The organism is Citrobacter amalonaticus (assembly GCF_018252635.1).
Classification (GTDB): Bacteria; Pseudomonadota; Gammaproteobacteria; order Enterobacterales; family Enterobacteriaceae; genus Citrobacter_A; species Citrobacter_A amalonaticus_E.
This window is the reverse complement of the sequence record NZ_JAGTXM010000006.1, coordinates 280,205-298,587: the sequence shown is the minus strand read 5'-3', so window position 1 is coordinate 298,587 and position 18,383 is coordinate 280,205. Positions and strand designations below refer to the sequence as shown.

Annotated in this window: 16 protein-coding genes; 2 read left to right on the top strand and 14 right to left on the bottom strand. The window is 55.8% G+C overall.

Annotated features, from left to right (window positions below; genetic code table 11):
* Positions 1 to 73: 73 nt before the first annotated feature.
* The 3 genes from menF to KE671_RS19045 all read right to left on the bottom strand — a co-directional run bounded on the left by menF (position 74) and on the right by KE671_RS19045 (position 2,290).
* A complete protein-coding gene (gene menF, locus KE671_RS19055) occupies positions 74 to 1,372 on the bottom strand; it encodes an isochorismate synthase MenF (protein WP_206164146.1) in 1,299 nt (432 codons plus the stop codon).
* Positions 1,373 to 1,469: 97 nt separating this feature from the next.
* Complete coding sequence (gene elaB, locus KE671_RS19050; RefSeq protein ID WP_206164145.1) at positions 1,470 to 1,775, bottom strand: stress response protein ElaB; 306 nt, start codon at positions 1,773 to 1,775, stop codon at positions 1,470 to 1,472.
* A 53-nt stretch (positions 1,776 to 1,828) separates the two neighbouring features.
* Positions 1,829 to 2,290, bottom strand: a complete 462-nt coding sequence (locus tag KE671_RS19045) for a GNAT family N-acetyltransferase (protein ID WP_206164144.1) — start codon at positions 2,288 to 2,290, stop codon at positions 1,829 to 1,831.
* Positions 2,291 to 2,356: 66 nt separating this feature from the next.
* Here KE671_RS19045 and rbn point away from each other — a divergent pair, with 66 nt between their 5' ends.
* Both rbn and KE671_RS19035 read left to right on the top strand, forming a co-directional pair.
* Positions 2,357 to 3,274: a ribonuclease BN gene (gene rbn, locus KE671_RS19040; protein WP_206164143.1), complete on the top strand. Its 918-nt coding sequence runs from the start codon at positions 2,357 to 2,359 to the stop codon at positions 3,272 to 3,274.
* 63 nt (positions 3,275 to 3,337) lie between these two features.
* Positions 3,338 to 4,342 (top strand): chemotaxis protein, encoded by a 1,005-nt coding sequence (locus tag KE671_RS19035; RefSeq protein WP_044258510.1) that lies wholly within the window; start codon positions 3,338 to 3,340, stop codon positions 4,340 to 4,342.
* A gap of 57 nt (positions 4,343 to 4,399) precedes the next feature.
* Here the strand turns inward: KE671_RS19035 and nuoN are convergent, their stop codons facing one another.
* The 11 genes from nuoN to nuoC all read right to left on the bottom strand — a co-directional run bounded on the left by nuoN (position 4,400) and on the right by nuoC (position 18,329).
* Positions 4,400 to 5,857, bottom strand: a complete 1,458-nt coding sequence (gene nuoN / locus KE671_RS19030) for an NADH-quinone oxidoreductase subunit NuoN (protein WP_042317815.1) — start codon at positions 5,855 to 5,857, stop codon at positions 4,400 to 4,402.
* Positions 5,858 to 5,863: 6 nt separating this feature from the next.
* Positions 5,864 to 7,393: an NADH-quinone oxidoreductase subunit M gene (gene nuoM, locus KE671_RS19025; protein ID WP_206164142.1), complete on the bottom strand. Its 1,530-nt coding sequence runs from the start codon at positions 7,391 to 7,393 to the stop codon at positions 5,864 to 5,866.
* 252 nt (positions 7,394 to 7,645) lie between these two features.
* The gene (nuoL, locus tag KE671_RS19020) at positions 7,646 to 9,487 is read right to left on the bottom strand and encodes an NADH-quinone oxidoreductase subunit L (protein WP_206164141.1); all 1,842 of its coding nucleotides are present in this window, start codon (positions 9,485 to 9,487) and stop codon (positions 7,646 to 7,648) included.
* The gene (gene nuoK / locus KE671_RS19015) at positions 9,484 to 9,786 is read right to left on the bottom strand and encodes an NADH-quinone oxidoreductase subunit NuoK (protein ID WP_000612644.1); all 303 of its coding nucleotides are present in this window, start codon (positions 9,784 to 9,786) and stop codon (positions 9,484 to 9,486) included. The genes nuoL and nuoK overlap by 4 nt, the downstream gene beginning before the upstream one ends.
* The gene (nuoJ, locus tag KE671_RS19010; protein ID WP_043000019.1) at positions 9,783 to 10,337 is read right to left on the bottom strand and encodes an NADH-quinone oxidoreductase subunit J; all 555 of its coding nucleotides are present in this window, start codon (positions 10,335 to 10,337) and stop codon (positions 9,783 to 9,785) included. The genes nuoK and nuoJ overlap by 4 nt, the downstream gene beginning before the upstream one ends.
* Before the next feature lie 11 nt (positions 10,338 to 10,348).
* On the bottom strand, positions 10,349 to 10,891 hold the full coding sequence (nuoI, locus tag KE671_RS19005; protein ID WP_005129470.1) for an NADH-quinone oxidoreductase subunit NuoI: 543 nt from the start codon (positions 10,889 to 10,891) through the stop codon (positions 10,349 to 10,351).
* 14 nt (positions 10,892 to 10,905) lie between these two features.
* Positions 10,906 to 11,883, bottom strand: coding sequence for an NADH-quinone oxidoreductase subunit NuoH (gene nuoH / locus KE671_RS19000; protein ID WP_195504359.1), 978 nt, complete (start codon positions 11,881 to 11,883; stop codon positions 10,906 to 10,908).
* On the bottom strand, positions 11,880 to 14,606 hold the full coding sequence (gene nuoG, locus KE671_RS18995) for an NADH-quinone oxidoreductase subunit NuoG (RefSeq protein WP_206164140.1): 2,727 nt from the start codon (positions 14,604 to 14,606) through the stop codon (positions 11,880 to 11,882). The genes nuoH and nuoG overlap by 4 nt, the downstream gene beginning before the upstream one ends.
* An 83-nt stretch (positions 14,607 to 14,689) precedes the next feature.
* On the bottom strand, positions 14,690 to 16,027 hold the full coding sequence (nuoF, locus tag KE671_RS18990) for an NADH-quinone oxidoreductase subunit NuoF (protein WP_042317808.1): 1,338 nt from the start codon (positions 16,025 to 16,027) through the stop codon (positions 14,690 to 14,692).
* Complete coding sequence (gene nuoE / locus KE671_RS18985) at positions 16,024 to 16,524, bottom strand: NADH-quinone oxidoreductase subunit NuoE (protein ID WP_206164139.1); 501 nt, start codon at positions 16,522 to 16,524, stop codon at positions 16,024 to 16,026. Before nuoE ends, nuoF begins: the two co-directional genes overlap by 4 nt.
* Positions 16,525 to 16,526: 2 nt before the next feature.
* Entirely contained in the window at positions 16,527 to 18,329 is a 1,803-nt protein-coding gene (gene nuoC, locus KE671_RS18980) for an NADH-quinone oxidoreductase subunit C/D (RefSeq protein ID WP_206164138.1), read from the bottom strand.
* Positions 18,330 to 18,383: the final 54 nt, after the last annotated feature.

Here is an 18,383-nt window from a genome sequence, read left to right as displayed (position 1 = left end):
GTATCAATATTGCGACTCAGTATAAAGAACGGAAAAAAGGGATTATTGATATGAGTCGGGAATATGTAACTCATTATCCATCCATCTGTAACAAAGATCGCAGGCCGGCGGCTTTATTGTCGATTTCCTGCCACTCCTGCTCAGGATCTGACCCACGAACAATCCCCGCGCCGGCATACAGTCTAACCACGTTATCACTGATTTTCGCCGAGCGTAGCGAAACGCAGAATTCGCTTTGCTGTAATGACAGATAGCCCGCCGATCCGGCGTACCACTCCCTGGCAAAAGGTTCATGCTGCTGAATAAATGCCCGTGCCTGTTCGCGTGGGATCCCGGCGACCGCTGCCGTTGGCTGCAGTTGCAGTAAACACAGCGTATCATCTGCCTGATTCAGCGCCGTCCAGATGCAACGCCGCAGATGCTGCACTTTTCGCAACCGCAGCACCTGCGGCGGCAAAACGTCCAGCGAATGCGTGTAGTCCTGCAGGCGTTGACAGATATCCTCCACCACCAGCATATTTTCGCGCTGGTTTTTATCGTCCTTCATCAGCCATTCGCCCAGTTGCCAGGCCTTATAATCATCCGGGTGATTCGCTACCGTCCCGGCGAGCGCCTCGGTTCGGAGCGCAGTATCGCGGCGTCGCCAGAGCCGTTCCGGAGACGAGCCCAGAAACGCGCTCTGCGCAGAAAAAGCCATGTAAAAATGGTAGCAGTTCAGGTTCAAACGGCGGCTTGAAGCCATCACCGCTGCGGCATTTACCGGACGAGAAAAGTGCAGATCGCTGGCGCGCGCCAGCACCACTTTATCCAGTTCGCCTTCGGCAATCGTCTGGGTGGCCTGCTCAATCAGGCTGATCCAGCCCGTTTTTTCAGGCCAGTGCTGTTCACCGGTTTTGTTCAGACGCAATGTTGGCAGCGGTTTTACACTCGCCAGCGAAGCGAGAAAAGTCAGCGCCCGGTCAGCCTCTTCGCGCAGAGAAACGTTACTCCACAGATGTAGACGCAGCACCGCCATGCCCGCACAGCGTCGCCATTCAAGACGCGGTAACACCAGGTTGCCCCGCTGCGGATCGAAGGCGTTCAGTCCCCAGATACGCAGGTCGGTTTGCTGCGGATATTGACGAAGAAAACGTTGTGCTTCATCGAGGGAAGAAAAAGATGCAACGACGCCCAATACAGCGGCCTCTTCATCACCGTTGCGTTGCTGCCAGTAAAACTGCGGATAAATGGACTGACTTGCCAGCCAGCCTAACGCATCGAAAGCGTCATTAAGGGGAAAAGGTACATCGAGAACCCGAATGCCTGGTGCCGCCGGGATCGCCTGCGACAAAAGACGCGTCAGACCTTCCAGCGCAGTAGTGAGTGAATGCACGCGGACCTCTCCCTGTTAAAAACCTCACATTATACGGGGTACTGCGAAAAAAAAGCAGTACCCCAGTTTAGGGAGTCAATGTTTTCTCGCTTACAGGTTAGCGTCGTGCCAACAATAAGCCGAGCACCAGTCCGACCGCCGCGCCGACGCCAATCCCCTGCCAGGGTTTTTCGTGTACGTAATCATCAGCACGGTATACCGCCTGTTTGGCACGGTAATAGTAGCTGTCCGACGCGTGGCTGACGCGATTTTTCACCTCTTCCAGCGCCTGCTCCGCCCGCGCCTTCAGCTCGATGTACTTTTGATCGGCAGGATCCCCTGAGGAACGCAGTACTTCTTCCAGCGTTTCACTCAGCAACGTCAGGTCATCATCAATACGTGAATCACCAAATTGATAGGACATTCTCGTTCTCCATGTTAGTAAACCTGCTCCTAACTATAGACAACGACGCCGGATCATGCCTGAGTCGCTTCGCGCGCCATCCCCACATGAGGAATGCCATCTTCATCATAAACTTCGGTGACCGGTGCAAAACCAAATCGTGCATAGAATGCCTGCAAATGCGCCTGGGCGCCCAGATACAGCGCCTTCTCCGGCCAGTGTTGCTGACAGGATGCCAGCGTCTGTGCCATTAAGTGTTGTCCCAGTTTTTCACCGCGTAACGCCTCACTGACGATCACCCGTCCAATCACTACGGGCTCCAGATCTTCAGCGCTTTTCAGAATCCTCGCATACGCTACCAGTTCGCCGTCATGCCAGCCGAGGATATGGCGGTTTTCGCCTACCAGATCGTCACCGTCGACATCGAGATAGGGACAGTTCTGTTCCACAACAAACACCGCGCAACGCAGTTTTAACAGCGCATAGAGCTGGGGGACGGTTAATGCCGAATGATGCAGGTCTTGCCAGGTAATCATCGTGCGCTCCTTTTTCCGTAAACGATTTATACTAGCCAGATTATTTTTCAAAAGTGTAATGAAATAATGGAATTTCTCTTTTTAGGCACCTCGGCTGGCGTTCCCACGCGTACACGTAACGTGACGGCCATTTTGCTGCATCATCAGCACCCAACGCAGCCCGCTCTGTGGCTGTTTGACTGTGGTGAAGGTACACAACACCAGATGCTGAGCACGGCATATCATCCTGGCAAAATCGAACGGATTTTCATCAGCCATCTGCATGGCGATCACCTGTTCGGTTTACCGGGTTTACTGTGCAGTCGTTCGATGGCAGGCAATGCCCATCCGTTGACGATCTACGGCCCGAAGGGGTTACGCGAGTTTACTGAAACCACACTGCGTCTGAGCGGCTCCTGGACCGACTATCCGCTGGAAATCGTGGAAATCACCGCCGGGGACATTCTCGATGACGGGCTGCGAAAAGTGACGGCTTACCCGCTCAAACACCCACTGGAATGTTACGGTTACCGCGTTGAAGAGCATGCCAAACCCGGCGCGCTGAACGCCAGCGCATTAAAAGCCGCCGGGATCAAACCCGGACCCTGGTTTCAGGATCTGAAAGCGGGAAAAACGGTCATCCTGGAAGACGGCAGTATGATACACGGAGCCGATTTTCTTGCACCGGCGACGCCCGGTAAAACGATCGCCATTTTTGGCGATACCGCCCCCTGCGCCTGCGCGCTTGAGCTGGCGAAAGGAGTCGACGTGATGATTCACGAGACGACGCTGGATACGTCGATGGAAGAAAAGGCTAATAGCCGCGGACACAGCTCTACCCGCCAGGCCGCGCTGCTGGCTCGTGAAGCTGCGGTCGGGAAGCTCATCATAACGCACGTCAGTTCACGCTATGACGTCGCGGGCTGCCAGCGACTGCTGGCAGAGTGTCAGGCAATCTTTCCAGCCACGGAACTTGCCGACGATTTCGCCGTTTTCACGGTTTAGTGCTCCATTTTTTGCTCTCAGTGCCGATAACAGTAAAAACGCAGTATTCACACTGAGGACAGAATGGATAATTTCCAGAAAGATATCGATGACAGGGCGAATCTGACCCTGTCCAACCGCTTTGAACTGCTGCTGTTTCGTCTGGGAAACTCTCTGCACGAACAGAAGTCTGAGCTATTTGGCATTAACGTGTTCAAATTGCGCGAAATTGTACCCATGCCTGCCTTTACCCGTCCGGCCGGGATGAAAGCCCCTCTGCTGGGAATGGTCAACATTCGCGACCAGGTTATTCCGGTCATTGACCTTCCTGCCGTTGCCGGCTGCAAGCCGGAAAATGGGCTCAACATTCTGTTAATCACCGAATATGCCCGTAGCGTACAAGCCTTCGCCGTCGAATCAGTAGAAAACATCATGCGTCTGGACTGGAAACAGGTACACACCGCAGAAAAGGCGGTGAATGGTCGCTATATCACCAGTATCGCTTGTCTTGATGAAGACAAAGAGACCAACAACCTGGCGCTGGTGCTCGACGTGGAACAGATCCTGTATGACATCGTACCGTCAAATCACGACCTGCGCGCAACGGAACTGAAAACCAATAAGTTCAACATCACTCCCGGAGCCGTCGCCATTGTCGCGGAAGACTCCCGCGTAGCCCGCGCGATGCTGGAGAAAGGTCTGACGGCCATGGACATTCCCCATCAAATGCACGTTACCGGTAAAGATGCGTGGGACAAAATACAGCAACTGGCGCAGGAAGCGGAAGCGGAAGGCAAAGCGATTAGTGAGAAGATCGCGCTGGTGCTGACCGATCTTGAAATGCCAGAGATGGATGGTTTTACCCTGACCCGGAAAATCAAAACCGACGAGCGGCTGAAGAAAATTCCGGTGGTGATCCACTCCTCCCTTTCCGGTAGCGCCAACGAAGATCACGTCCGCAAAGTGAAAGCTGATGGCTACGTGGCGAAGTTTGAAGTGAATGAACTATCATCCGTTATTCAGGAAGTGATGGATCGTGCGGCGCAAAACATCAGCGGCCCGCTGGTCAGCCGTCAGTTGATTGCCTGAAGATTCATCGCCCATAAAAAAACCCGCCTCGGCGGGTTTTTCGTTTTTGCATTTCGCTTACATCAGCGGTGCAGCTAACTGCACGATACTGATCAATGGTTGCGGGTAGATCCCCAGCACCAGCACCAGCAGTGCAGAAATCAGGACCACAATACCGCCTGCGCTGTACTGCCAGTTGGACGGCGCATCGCGGTTAAGCTGTTGCGGCGCGCTCAGGTACAAACTCACAGCAACGCGCAGGTAGTAGTACAAACCAATCGCGGATCCGACCACCACGGCGGCAACCAGCCACCACAGATGCGCCTGCACACCGACTGCCAGTACGTAGAACTTACCGATAAAGCCCAGCGTCATCGGGATACCCGCCAGAGACAGCATCATCACTGTCATCACCGCCGCGAGGATCGGACGATGCCAGAACAACCCACGGTAGGAGAACAGAGAATCGGCATCCGGCCCCCGGTACGGGCTGGACATCAGGCTGACCACACCGAACGCGCCGAGGCTGCTGAACAGGTAACCGGCCAGGTAAACGCCGACCGCTTCCATCGACATCTCGCCGCTTTGCAAAGCAATCAGTGCCACCAGCAGGTAACCGAGGTGAGAGATAGACGAATAACCCAGCAGACGCTTGATGTTGGTCTGGCTCAGCGCCATCAGGTTACCGAAGATGATGGAGGCAAAGGCAATCACCCCCAGCACCACGCGAACCGCTTCACTGTCGCCTACCGGCGCGTACAGGAACAGGCGCATCACCACACCGAAGATAGCGATTTTGCTCGCCGTCGCAAGGAAGGTGGAAACCGGAGCCGGTGCGCCCTGGTACACGTCTGGCGTCCAGAGGTGGAACGGCACCAGTGAAAGTTTGAAGCCCAGACCAACAATCATCATCCCGAAGCCTGCCAGCAGCAGCGGCTCGTTCAGCATCCCATCGCCGAGACTCTTACCAAGCGCCACAAACGACAGGTTGCCAGACTGCGCGTAAACCAGCGCCATACCGAACAGCAGGAATGAGGACGCGGCAGCAGACAGGATGGTGTATTTGATACTGGCTTCAAGCGATCGTTTCTGACGGAACGCATAGCCCACCAGGCCAAACAGCGGTAGGGAGATCAGTTCGATACCGAGGAACAACGCCGCCAGATGATTGGCGTTTGCCAGCAGAATGCCACCCAGCGCGGCAATCAGCACCAGCAGGTAGAACTCTTCCCTGTTATCGTCATAGCCTTCCAGCCACGGGTAAGCAAAGGTACAGGTCGCCAGACTCGCCAGCAGAACCAGGCCGGTGTAAAGCATTGCGAAGCCGTCAACCCGCATCAGCGGAGTGACATCCATCGCGCCAGCCTGGCCAACAAACCAGAGCGAAACCAGCGCAGCGTTAAGCCCAATGACCGACAGCGTGGCATTGAGGAAGTGATTGCGTCGCCACGCAATGGAGAGCATCACAACCACCACCGTCAAGCCGACGATCAGCAGCGGTAGCAGCGCAATCAGGTGTTGTGGAGTTATTGTCATGGCGATTTACGGCCTTGTAGTAGTAACGGAATTAACAAACCACTGCTGGATGTTGCTCATCGCAGAATGCGAGGTATCCAGAATCGGCTGCGGATAGAAGCCAAGCAGTACCAGAAGCACGACCAGCAACAGGATGATAAACAGCTCACGCAGCGACATCCCTGGCAGTTCTTGTTTTGCAATCTGACTCTTCGCTTTACCAAAGTAAGCGCGATGCAGCATCGCCAGCGAGTAAACGGAAGCGAACACCAGACCAAAGGTCGAAATCACGGTGATTACCGGAACCACCTGGTAGCTGCCGAACAGGATCATAAATTCGCCAACGAAGTTACCGGTGCCCGGCATACCCAGCGTCGCCACCGCGAAGAACATCGACAGCGCAGGCAACCATTTCATTTTGCCCCACAGGCCGCCCATCATACGCATGTCGCGGGTATGCAGACGCTCGTATAGCTGACCACACAGAATGAACAGACCCGCCGCCGACAGACCGTGCGCGATCATCTGAATCACCGCGCCCTGATAGGCCAGTTGGCTACCGGTGTAGATGGCAATCAGCACGAAGCCCATGTGTGAAACAGAGGTATAAGCGATCAGACGTTTGATGTCGTACTGCGTGAACGCCATCCATGCACCGTAGAAGATACCAATGACGCCCAACCACATTGCGATAGGCGCGAACTCCGCTGACGCGTTCGGGAACAGCGGCAGGGAGAAACGCAGCAGACCGTAAGCGGCGGTTTTCAGCAAAATACCGGCGAGGTCAACGGAACCCGCAGTCGGCGCCTGAGAGTGCGCATCCGGCAACCAGCCATGCAGCGGAACCACCGGCATTTTCACCGCAAACGCGATGAAGAAGCCCAGCATCAGCAGATATTCGACGCCATGAGACATCGGGGTTTTCAGCAGATCTTCATAGTTGAAAGTCCATACGCCGGTCGCATTGTGGTGAACAAACACCAGCGCCAGGATGGCAATCAACATCACCAGTCCGCTCGCCTGGGTGTAGATAAAGAACTTGGTGGCCGCCGTGATACGCGTTTTACCGTCGGATGCCTTGTGGCCCCACAGCGCGATCAGGAAGTACATCGGCACCAGCATCATTTCCCAGAAGAAGAAGAACAGGAACATGTCGATGGCAAGGAACACGCCGATCACGCCGCCCAGAATCCACATCAGGTTCAGGTGGAAGAAGCCCTGGTATTTTTCGATTTCTCGCCAGGAACACAACACCGCCAGAACACCAAGCAGACCGGTCAGCACTACCATCAGCAACGACAAGCCGTCGATTGCCAGGTGAATCGAGATGCCAAAGCGCGGGATCCACGGCAGGACAAATTCAGACTGCCACTGCGGAATGCCAGCAGACTGCGTCAGCGAATAACCGCCCTGTAGCCACAGTTGCAGGCCAAGCGCGAGCGTCAGTCCCATGGTTACCAGCGCTATCCAGCGCGGCACCTTCACGCCAAAGCGTTCGGTCTGCCAGCACAGGAAGCCACCGATAAAGGGGATTAGTATCAACCAGGGTAATAACATGGTGATCTTTGTTCCTTGTTTAAGTCCGGTTCAGGCTATCTCACTCGTCATAGCGAACCCCGGCTGTGCTCGCAATCATCACGTACCTCAGTACGCTCCGGTTGCTGTGCGCAGGCGGTGCTCACTCTGACTTCGCCGATAACGCCTGTCCAGTTGGACCTGATTTTCAACGAATTTTCTAAAAATTCTCTTTGAGTTTGTAGGCCGGATAAGCGCAGCGCCATCCGGCAGTCGTTCATCCAGTTAACAAACTCAACGCAGTACCATCAGCAGTGCCAGCACCACGACGGCGCCAATGCTCATTGATGCCACATACCAACGCAGATAACCGTTCTCGCTGAACAGCAGGCCTTTACCTGCGAAGCGGGAAAGGATTGCCGGTACGTTCATCAGGGCATTGAGCGGATCGCGTTTAAGCAGCCAGGCAACGCCAAGGAATGGCTTCACGAACACTTTATCGTACAGCCAGTCGAAGCCCCAGGCGTTATACCACCAGGTCCCCAGCAGGCGGCCAGGCGCACTGTTGGCAATCGACGTTACCAGGGTACGTTTACCCAGCCACAGCCATGCGGCAATCAGGATGCCCGCAATCGCTACCACGCCAGAGGTAATTTCCAGGGTCATCACGCGACCATGCTCAAGTTCGGTTGTCTGCGGCAGTACACCCTGCAGCGGCGGCACAATCAGCGCGCCAACGAAGGTGGACAGGATCATCAGGACAATCAACGGCAGGTGGTGAGTAATCCCCTTCCCTGCATGAGCATGAATTTGTTCTTTACCGTGGAACACGATGAAAATCATACGGAAGGTATACAGGGAGGTCATGAACGCACCGACCAGACCTGCCACCATCAGATTGATATGACCATTTGCCATCGCGCCTGCCAGAATCTCATCCTTACTGAAGAAGCCTGCGGTAATCAGCGGCAATGCCGACAGTGCCGCACCGCCCACCAGGAAGCAGAGATAAACCAGCGGAATGGACTTACGCAGACCGCCCATCTTGAAGATGTTTTGTTCGTGATGGCAGGCCAGAATGACGGAGCCGGACGCCAGGAACAGCAGCGCTTTAAAGAAGGCGTGCGTCATCAGGTGGAAAATCGCCGCATCCCATGCCTGAACGCCCAGCGCCAGGAACATATAGCCAATCTGGCTCATGGTGGAATAGGCGAGTACGCGTTTGATGTCGGTCTGCACCAGCGCGGCAAAACCTGCCATCACCAGCGTTACCGCACCAACGATACCCACCAGATGCAGAATTTCCGGGGTCATCAGGAACAGGCCATGAGTGCGCGCAATCAGATAGACACCGGCGGTCACCATCGTTGCCGCATGGATCAGCGCGGAGACAGGCGTCGGGCCTGCCATCGCGTCGGCCAGCCAGGTCTGCAACGGCAGCTGTGCTGATTTACCGACCGCGCCGCCGAGCAGCATCAGCGTCGCCCAGGTGAGCATATTGTTGCCCGCCTCAAAGTGCGCCGGCGCCAGTTCCACCATTTCGCGGAAGTTCAGGGTGCCCAGTTCGTTGTACAGAATGAACAGTGCGAAAGCGAGGAACACGTCACCCACACGGGTCACGACGAACGCTTTCATCGCTGCAGCGCCATTCTTCGGATCGGTGTAGTAGAAGCCGATCAGCAGATAAGAGCACAGGCCCACACCTTCCCAGCCGAGGTACATCAACAGCAGGTTATCGGACAGCACCAGAACAACCATGCTGGCGATAAACAGGTTGGTGTAGGCGAAGAAGCGGGAATATCCCTCTTCACCACGCATGTACCAGGACGCAAACATGTGGATCAGGAAGCCGACACCGGTTACGACCGACAGCATGGTCAGCGACAGGCCGTCCAGTACCAGGTTGAAACCAATGTTGAAATCACCGACGGACATCCACGTCCACAGCGGGACGCTGAATGCCTGCTTGCCGTTGGCGAAGAAGTCCATACCGACAAAAGCAGTGACCAGCGCTGCCAGACCAATGGAGCCTACGCCCACGGTGGCGGAGAGATTTTCTGACCAGCGTCCGCGAGAGAACGCCAGCAGGACAAAGCCAATCAATGGCAGAATGATGGTTAAGGCAAGCATGTTCATCCACGCATCTCACTTACTGAATCGATGTTCAGGTTCTGGCGACGGCGATGAAGTTGCAGCAGCAGCGCAAGTCCAATACTCGCTTCAGCCGCCGCAAGGCTGATGGCGAGAATATACATCACCTGACCATCGGTCTGGCCCCAGTAGCTACCGGCGACCACGAAGGCCAGCGCGGAAGCGTTGATCATGATTTCCAGGCCAATCAGCATAAACAGTAGATTGCGGCGGATAACCAGACCGGTTAAGCCCAGAACGAATAAAATCGCAGCGAGGATCAGTCCATGTTGTAAGGGGATCATGCGTGCTCCTCCGTTTTTCTTTTCGCGCTGTCGTCTTTACGATTGCTCAGCACTTCGCCCGAACGCTCTTCGCGTCCGACGTGGAAGGCAACAACCAGACCTGCCAGCAGCAGCATGGATGCCAGTTCAACCGCCAGTACGTAAGGCCCGAACAGGGTAATCCCTACCGCTTTCGCGCTGATTGGCGTGCCGTCGATACCCTGATCGTTCACACCCAGAATGGCGTAAACAATCACCACCAGCATGATGGCCGACAGAATTGCCGGACCAATCCACACCTGCGGCTTCAGCCACTGACGTTCCTGTTCGATTTCCGAACCGCCCAGGTTGAGCATCATCACCACAAACACGAACAGCACCATAATGGCGCCCGCGTAAACGATAATTTCCAGCGCACCTGCGAAGTATGCGCCCAGCGAGAAGAACACCCCGGAAATCGCCAGCAGCGAAATAATCAGGTACAGCAGCGCGTGGACCGGATTGGTATGGGTGATCACCCGCAAGGTTGCGAGAATGGCTACCAGGCCACAGATATAAAAAGCGAACTCCATTGCCCCTCTCCTTACGGTAACAGGCTCTTGACGTCGATAGGCTTGGCTTCGTTCTCTGCTTCGCCCTTATCTTTGCCGTCGATTGCCATACCTGCCATCCGGTAGAAGTTATATTCCGGATATTTACCCGGACCGGAGATCAGCAGATCCTCTTTCTCGTAAACCAGATCCTGGCGCTTGTACTCACCCAGTTCGAAATCTGGCGTAAGCTGAATCGCGGTTGTCGGACAGGCTTCTTCGCACAGACCGCAGAAAATGCAGCGTGAGAAGTTAATGCGGAAAAACTCCGGATACCAGCGGCCGTCTTTGGTCTCCGCTTTTTGCAGAGAAATACAGCCTACCGGACACGCTACCGCGCACAGGTTACAGGCAACGCAGCGCTCCTCGCCGTCCGGATCGCGCGTCAACACGATGCGGCCACGAAAACGGGGCGGTAGATAGACCGGCTCTTCCGGGTACATCTGCGTTTCGCGTTTCGCGAACGCATGCAGGCCGATCATCCAGATACTGCGTACCTGGGTGCCGAAGCCTACTAACAATTCTTTTAAGGTCATGGTCTTTGTGCCCCTTATTGCGCCTGCCAGAGAATGACAGCCGCCGTTACCAGCAAGTTGATGAGCGTCAGCGGCAGGCAGATCTTCCAGCCGAAGGACATTACCTGGTCATAGCGAGGACGCGGTAACGACGCACGAATCAAAATGAACATCATCATGAAGAACGCGGTTTTCAGCGCGAACCAGATGAATGGTGGTAAGAACGGGCCATGCCAGCCACCGAAGAACAGGGTAACCATCAGCGCAGAAATGGTGACGATACCGATGTATTCCCCCACAAAGAACAGACCGAATTTCATCCCGGAGTATTCAATGTGGTAACCATCTGCCAGTTCCTGCTCGGCTTCCGGCTGGTCAAACGGATGACGGTGACATACCGCCACGCCCGCGATAGCGAAGGTGACAAAACCAAAGAACTGCGGAATAACGTTCCAGATATCAGCCTGGTTGTTGACGATGTCGGTCATGTTAAATGAACCGGCCTGCGCCACCACGCCCATCAGGGAGAGCCCGAGGAACACTTCGTAGCTGAGCGTTTGCGCAGACGCACGCATTGCACCCAACAGCGAGTATTTGTTGTTGCTCGACCAACCGGCAAACAGCACCGCGTACACCGCCAGACCCGCCATCATCAGGAAGAACAAGATCCCAATATTCAGATCCGCCACCACCCAGCCCGGACTCACTGGCACGATGGCAAACGCCAGCAGCAGCGAGGTAAAGGCGATCATTGGCGCAAGCGTAAAGATGACACGATCCGAGAATTTCGGGATCCAGTCCTCTTTAAAGAACATCTTGATCATGTCCGCGACCAGCTGGAGCGAACCGCCCCAGCCTACACGGTTCGGTCCGTAGCGGTTCTGGAACAGCCCCAGCAGACGACGTTCGCCAAAGCTCATGAACGCCCCGCAGGTGACCACCACCAGCAGGATCACCACCGCTTTAAGGATGGTCAGCAGGATTTCAATCAGATCCGGTGTAATCCAACTCATTGTTGTGCCTCCTGCAGATCCTCAAGACGCGCACCCGCCAGAACCGGCGCAATGCCCGGCATGCCCATTGGCAGACCTACCTGCCCTGCCGTCAGCCCTTCGGCGATTTCAACCGGCAGCGTGACCGTGTTGCCATCGTAGCTAAAGGAGACGCGGGTACCGGCATTCACGCCCAACTTCGCGGCATCGGCCGGGTTGAGTTTGATATACGGTTGCGGCATGCGGCTCTGGAAGACCGGCGCACGCTGTGACAGTTCATCGCTACCAAACAGATGGTAGTACGGCGCGATACGCCACTGCCCTTCCTGAGCCTGGAAACGTGCCGGGACCGTCGTGAAGTAATCCAGACCGCCTTCTGTCGCTTCAATCAGACGCACGCCCGGATCGCCATGACGCAGTTTTCCGCCCACTTCATCCTGGAACTTGTTCCACGCCTGTGGGGAGTTCCAGCCCGGAGCCCAGGCAAACGGAATCTGTGAACGCGGCGCGGACGGCTGGTTGTTCCCTTCCATCGAGAAGGCAAACATCGTGTCTTTGTCCTGCGGCTGACGCGGTTCGTGAACGCTGATGTTCGCGCGCATCGCGGTGCGACCGCTGTAACGGTGCGGCTCACGCGCCAGTTTCTGTCCACGAATGCGGAAGGTGGCATCCGGCGCGGCGTCTTTAATACCGGCCAGTTCAGGCATCGCGGTAACGACGGCGTCGATGACGTGGTCAAGCTGCGTCCAGTCCACTTCACGGTTCTGCACGGTGCTGTGCAGCGAATGCAGCCAGCGCCAGCTTTCCAGCATAAGGGTGTTTTTGTCGTAGTACGCCGGATCGTAAACCTGGAAGAAACGCTGAGCGCGGCCTTCATTGTTGATGACCGTACCGTCGCTTTCGGCAAAGCTTGCCGCGGAAAGCACCAGATGGGCGCTTTCCATGATGGCAGTGCGCTGATGATCAACCACCATGACCAGCGGCGCTTTTGCCAGCGCGGCATTCACGCGCGTGGCGGAAGCGTGGCGATGCAGATCGTTTTCCAGCACCACAACGGCGTCCGCACGACCGGTTTCCAGTTCCGTCAACGCATCATCAAGCGAACCGCCGCCCATAATGCCCAGACCCATACTGTTAACCGAACGGGCAATCATCGTAATACCCACGTCTGCACCACGACCTTTCAATGCTTTCGCCACGTTGGCAGCCGCCTGAATCACTTCAGCGCTACCGGCGTTAGTGCCGGAAATGATCAACGGTTTTTTCGCCCCGGCCAGCGCCTGAACGATCACGTCGATTTTGTTTTGCAGGTCGCTGCTGATGCCGTCAACGGCTGGCGCCGTGTTATCCAGCGCGTGGGCGATGGCGAAGCCTAAACGCGCCTGATCTTCAACCGGCGCACGGTAGGTCCATGCGGCAATATCATCCAGACGAGTGTTATCTACATTGGTCACGAACAATGGATGCTTCGCACGTTGGCCGATATTGAGGATCGCCGCAATCTGCCAGTCAGCCACTTTCTGGGCTGCCGCCATTTCGCGTGCTTTGCCTTTTACCGCCTGACGCACCGCCAGCGCAACGCGTGCTCCGGTCTGGGTAATATCTTCGCCCAACACCAGCACCGCATCGTAAGATTCAATATCACGCAGCGCAGGGGTATGCACCCCGCCTTCACGCAGCACTTTCAGTGCCAGTTGCAGACGTTCCTGCTCAGATTGCGCAATCCCGGTATAGAAGTTTTCCGCCCCGACCAGTTCACGCAGTGCGAAGTTGCTCTCAACGCTGGCGCGCGGAGAACCGATGCCAATCACTTTCTTCGATTGACGCAGAATATCTGCTGCGCCCTGCATTGCCTGTTCGGCGTTGAGGGTGATCAGGTCATCGCCACGACGCTGTACCGGCTGACGCGGACGGTCTTTCAGGTTTACGTAACCATAGCCAAAACGACCACGGTCGCAGAGGAAATAGTGGTTAACGGTCCCGTTATAACGGTTTTCGATACGACGCAGTTCGCCGTAGCGCTCACCGGGGCTGGTGTTACAGCCGATGGAACACTGCTGGCAGATGCTTGGCGCGAACTGCATGTCCCACTTACGGTTATAGCGTTCGGAGTGCGTTTTATCGGTGAATACGCCGGTTGGGCAGATTTCCACCAGGTTACCGGAGAACTCGCTTTCAAGCGTGCCGTCTTCCGGACGTCCGAAGTAGACGTTATCGTGCGCACCGTACACGCCCAGATCCTGGCCGTCTGCGTAATCTTTGTAGTAACGCACGCAGCGGTAGCAGGCGATGCAGCGGTTCATTTCGTGAGAGATGAACGGCCCCAGGTCCTGATTGCGGTGAGTACGCTTGGTGAAACGATAACGACGGAAACTGTGCCCGGTCATCACGGTCATATCCTGAAGATGGCAGTTACCGCCCTCTTCACAGACCGGACAGTCGTGCGGGTGGTTGGTCATCAGCCACTCCACCACGCTTTCGCGGAACTGTTTCGCTTCTTCATCGTCAATCGAAATAAACGTGCCTTCGGTGGCCGGTGTCATACAAGACATCACCAGGCGACCACGCGTGTCTTCCGCGTTTTGGTATTGCTTCACCGCACACTGGCGGCAAGCACCAACGCTTCCCAGCGCCGGATGCCAGCAAAAGTACGGAATATCAAGGCCGAGAGACAGACAAGCTTCCAGCAGGTTGTCCGCTCCGTTGACCTCATATTCTTTGCCGTCTACATGAATCGTAGCCATAGTCAGCATGCTTCCAGTTGGCTTAGTCAGTGACTAAGCGTTAATCGAATTTCGTATCGCGATACAGGCTCAGAGGCCTGTCATCACCAGCGCTCTTTCAGCAGGTTCGGCTGAATACCACCAATCGCGTGAGTATTACTGAACGACTGCTTGATGCCAGCTTCGAATTCTTCGCGGAAATATTTAATGGCGCTCTGTAGCGGTTCAACCGCGCCCGGCGCGTGTGCACAGAAGGTTTTACCCGGGCCGAGGAAACGACACAGTTGCTCTAGTGTCTCGATATCCCCAGGCTGACCTTCACCACGCTCCAGCGCACGCAGAATTTTTACGCTCCACGGCAGGCCATCACGACATGGCGTACACCATCCGCAGGATTCACGGGCAAAGAACTCTTCCAGGTTACGCACCAGCGGCACCATGCCAATCTCGTGGTCAACCGCCATCGCCAGCGCGGTGCCCAGACGGCTTCCGGCTTTACCAATGCTCTCAAACTCCATTGGTAGATCGAGGTGCGCTTCGGTCAGGAAGTCGGTTCCCGCGCCGCCGGGCTGCCAGGCTTTGAACTTCAGTCCATCGCGCATGCCGCCTGCGTAATCTTCGAGGATTTCACGTGCGGTGGTGCCGAACGGCAGCTCCCACAGTCCCGGATTCTTCACGCGACCCGAGAAGCCCATCAGCTTGGTACCGGCATCTTTGCTCTTCGAAATGTTCTGATACCACTCCACGCCGTTGGCGAGGATCGCCGGAACGTTACACAGCGTTTCCACGTTGTTGACGCAGGTCGGTTTCCCCCATGCGCCAGAAGTCGCCGGGAACGGCGGCTTCGAGCGTGGGTTAGCGCGACGGCCTTCAAGGGAGTTGATCAGCGCCGTTTCTTCACCGCAGATGTAGCGCCCTGCCCCGGTGTGAACAAACAGCTCGAAGTCAAAACCGGTGCCCATAATGTTTTTGCCAAGCAGACCGGCTTCGGTCGCTTCCGCTATCGCACGGCGCAGATGCACAGCCGCTTCAATGTATTCACCGCGCAGGAAGATGTAACCCCGGTACGCTTTCAGCGCAAACGCGGAAATCAACATACCTTCCACCAGCAAATGCGGCAGTTGTTCCATCAGCAAACGGTCTTTATAGGTGCCCGGCTCCATTTCATCTGCGTTACACAGCAGGTAACGGATGTTCATGGATTCGTCTTTTGGCATCAGGCTCCACTTCAGACCGGTGGAAAAACCTGCGCCGCCGCGCCCTTTCAGCCCAGCGTCTTTAACCTGGTTGACGATCTCGTCCGGAGACAGACCGGTCAGCGCCTTACGCGCACCTTCGTAGCCGTTCTTGCTACGGTATTCATCCAGCCATACGGGCTGTTTGTCATCACGCAGACGCCAGGTCAGCGGATGCGTTTCGGGAGTACGGATAATGTCTTTCATTTATACCGCTCCAACAGTTCAGGAATGCCTTCCGGGGTCAGGTGAGCGTGAGTATCGTCATCGATCATCATGTTAGGCCCTTTATCGCAGTTCCCCAGGCAACAGGTCGGCAGCAGCGTAAAGCGGCCATCAAACGTCGTCTGCCCCGGCTTGATGTTGAGCTTTTTCTCCAGCGCTGCCTGAATCCCCTGATAGCCATTGATATGGCACACCACGCTGTCGCAATAACGGATCACGTGGCGGCCCACCGGCTGGCGGAAGATCTGGCTGTAGAATGTCGCAACACCTTCAACATCGCTGGCCGGGATCCCCAGCACCTCGGCGATCGCATGGATCGCACCGTCCGGCACCCAGCCACGCTGCTTCTGAACAATTTTCAGCGCTTCAATGGACGCCGCACGCGGGTCTTCGTAGTGGTGCTTCTCGTGCTCAATGGCTTCACGCTCTGCCGCACTCAGCTCAAAAGCCTCGGTTTGTGGTTGTTGATTCTCGTGCATAATTAGCGGTCCACATCTGACATAACAAAATCGATACTACCCAGATGGACGATCAGGTCGGACACCAGGCTGCCGCGTACCGCCACCGGGATCTGCTGCAAATGCGCGTAGCTCGGGGTACGAATACGGGTACGATAACTCATGGTGCTGCCATCGCTGGTCAGGTAGTAACTGTTGATACCCTTGGTCGCCTCCACCATCTGGAAGGACTCGTTCGCCGGCATCACCGGCCCCCACGACACTTGCAGGAAGTGGGTAATCAGGGTTTCGATATGTTGCAGCGTGCGCTCTTTCGGCGGCGGCGTCGTCAGCGGGTGATCCGCTTTGAACGGGCCTTCCGGCATGTTGTTGAGGCACTGCTCAAGGATGCGCAGACTCTGGCGCAACTCTTCTACTTTCAGCATGACGCGGGTGTAGCAGTCGGAAACCCCGCCGCCAACCGGCACGTCAAAGTCAAAGTTTTCATATCCAGAGTAAGGGCGTGCTTTACGCACGTCGAAATCAATCCCGGTTGCACGCAGCGCCGCGCCGGTGCAACCCCAGTCCAGCGCTTCTTTCTTGCCGTAAGCGGCCACGCCCTGCGAACGCCCTTTCAGGATGGTGTTTTGCAGCGCAGCTTTCTCATAAGACGCCAGACGCTTCGGCATCCAGTCGAGGAACTCGCGCAGCAGTTTATCCCAGCCGCGCGGCAGGTCGTGCGCCACGCCACCGATACGGAACCAGGCCGGGTGCATACGGTAACCGGTGATCGCTTCAACAACGTCATAGATTTTCTGACGGTCGGTAAACGCAAAGAAGACCGGCGTCATGGCGCCAACGTCCTGGATAAAGGTCGAAATGTACAGCAGGTGGCTGTTAATACGGAACAGCTCAGAGAGCATTACGCGGATAACGTTAACGCGATCCGGGGTAGTGATACCCGCCAGTTTCTCAACCGCCAGCACATAAGGCATTTCGTTGACGCAGCCGCCAAGATATTCAATACGGTCGGTATACGGAATGTAGCTGTGCCAGGACTGACGTTCGCCCATCTTTTCAGCACCACGGTGGTGGTAACCGATGTCAGGCACACAGTCGACAATCTCTTCACCATCAAGCTGGAGAACAATACGGAAAGCACCGTGAGATGACGGGTGGTTCGGACCAAGGTTGAGGAACATGAAGTCCTCGTTTTCGGTACCGCGTGACATCCCCCACTCTTCCGGTTTGAACGTCAGCGCTTCCATCTCCAGATCCTGCTTCGCTTTGGTCAGCTCAAACGGATCGAATTCAGTGGCGCGTGCCGGATAATCTTTACGCAGCGGATGGCCTTTCCAGGTTGGCGGCATCAGCAGACGCGTCAGGTGCGGGTGTCCGTCGAATTCAATACCAAACATGTCCCAGGTTTCACGTTCATACCAGTTAGCATTCGGGAACACTTTGGTGAAGGTCGGCACGTGAAGATCGTTTTCAGACAATGCCACCTTGAGCATGATATCGCGATTGCGTTCAATGGAAATCAGGTGGTAGAAAACGGAAAAATCCGCGGCGGGTAACCCTTCGCGGTGTGTGCGCAGACGTTCGTCCATGCCGTGTAAGTCAAACAGCATGACGTAAGGTTTCGGCAAGCTCTTTAAGAAGTCGGCTACGATCAGTAATTGTTCACGCTTGACCCAAACAACGGGTACCCCGGTGCGAGTCGCCTGAACGGTAAAGGCATCCGGCCCAAAACGGTTGCGCAGTTCGCCGATGACCGGGTCATCAAGGTGATCCCGGGTTTGCCATGCGGCTTCTTGCGCGGTTAAGTCGGTCATATTGTTCACCATTGCAAATGGTCCGTGGTGACTGTCGACAGAGCTTCGCGCGATTTATGTAGTGTT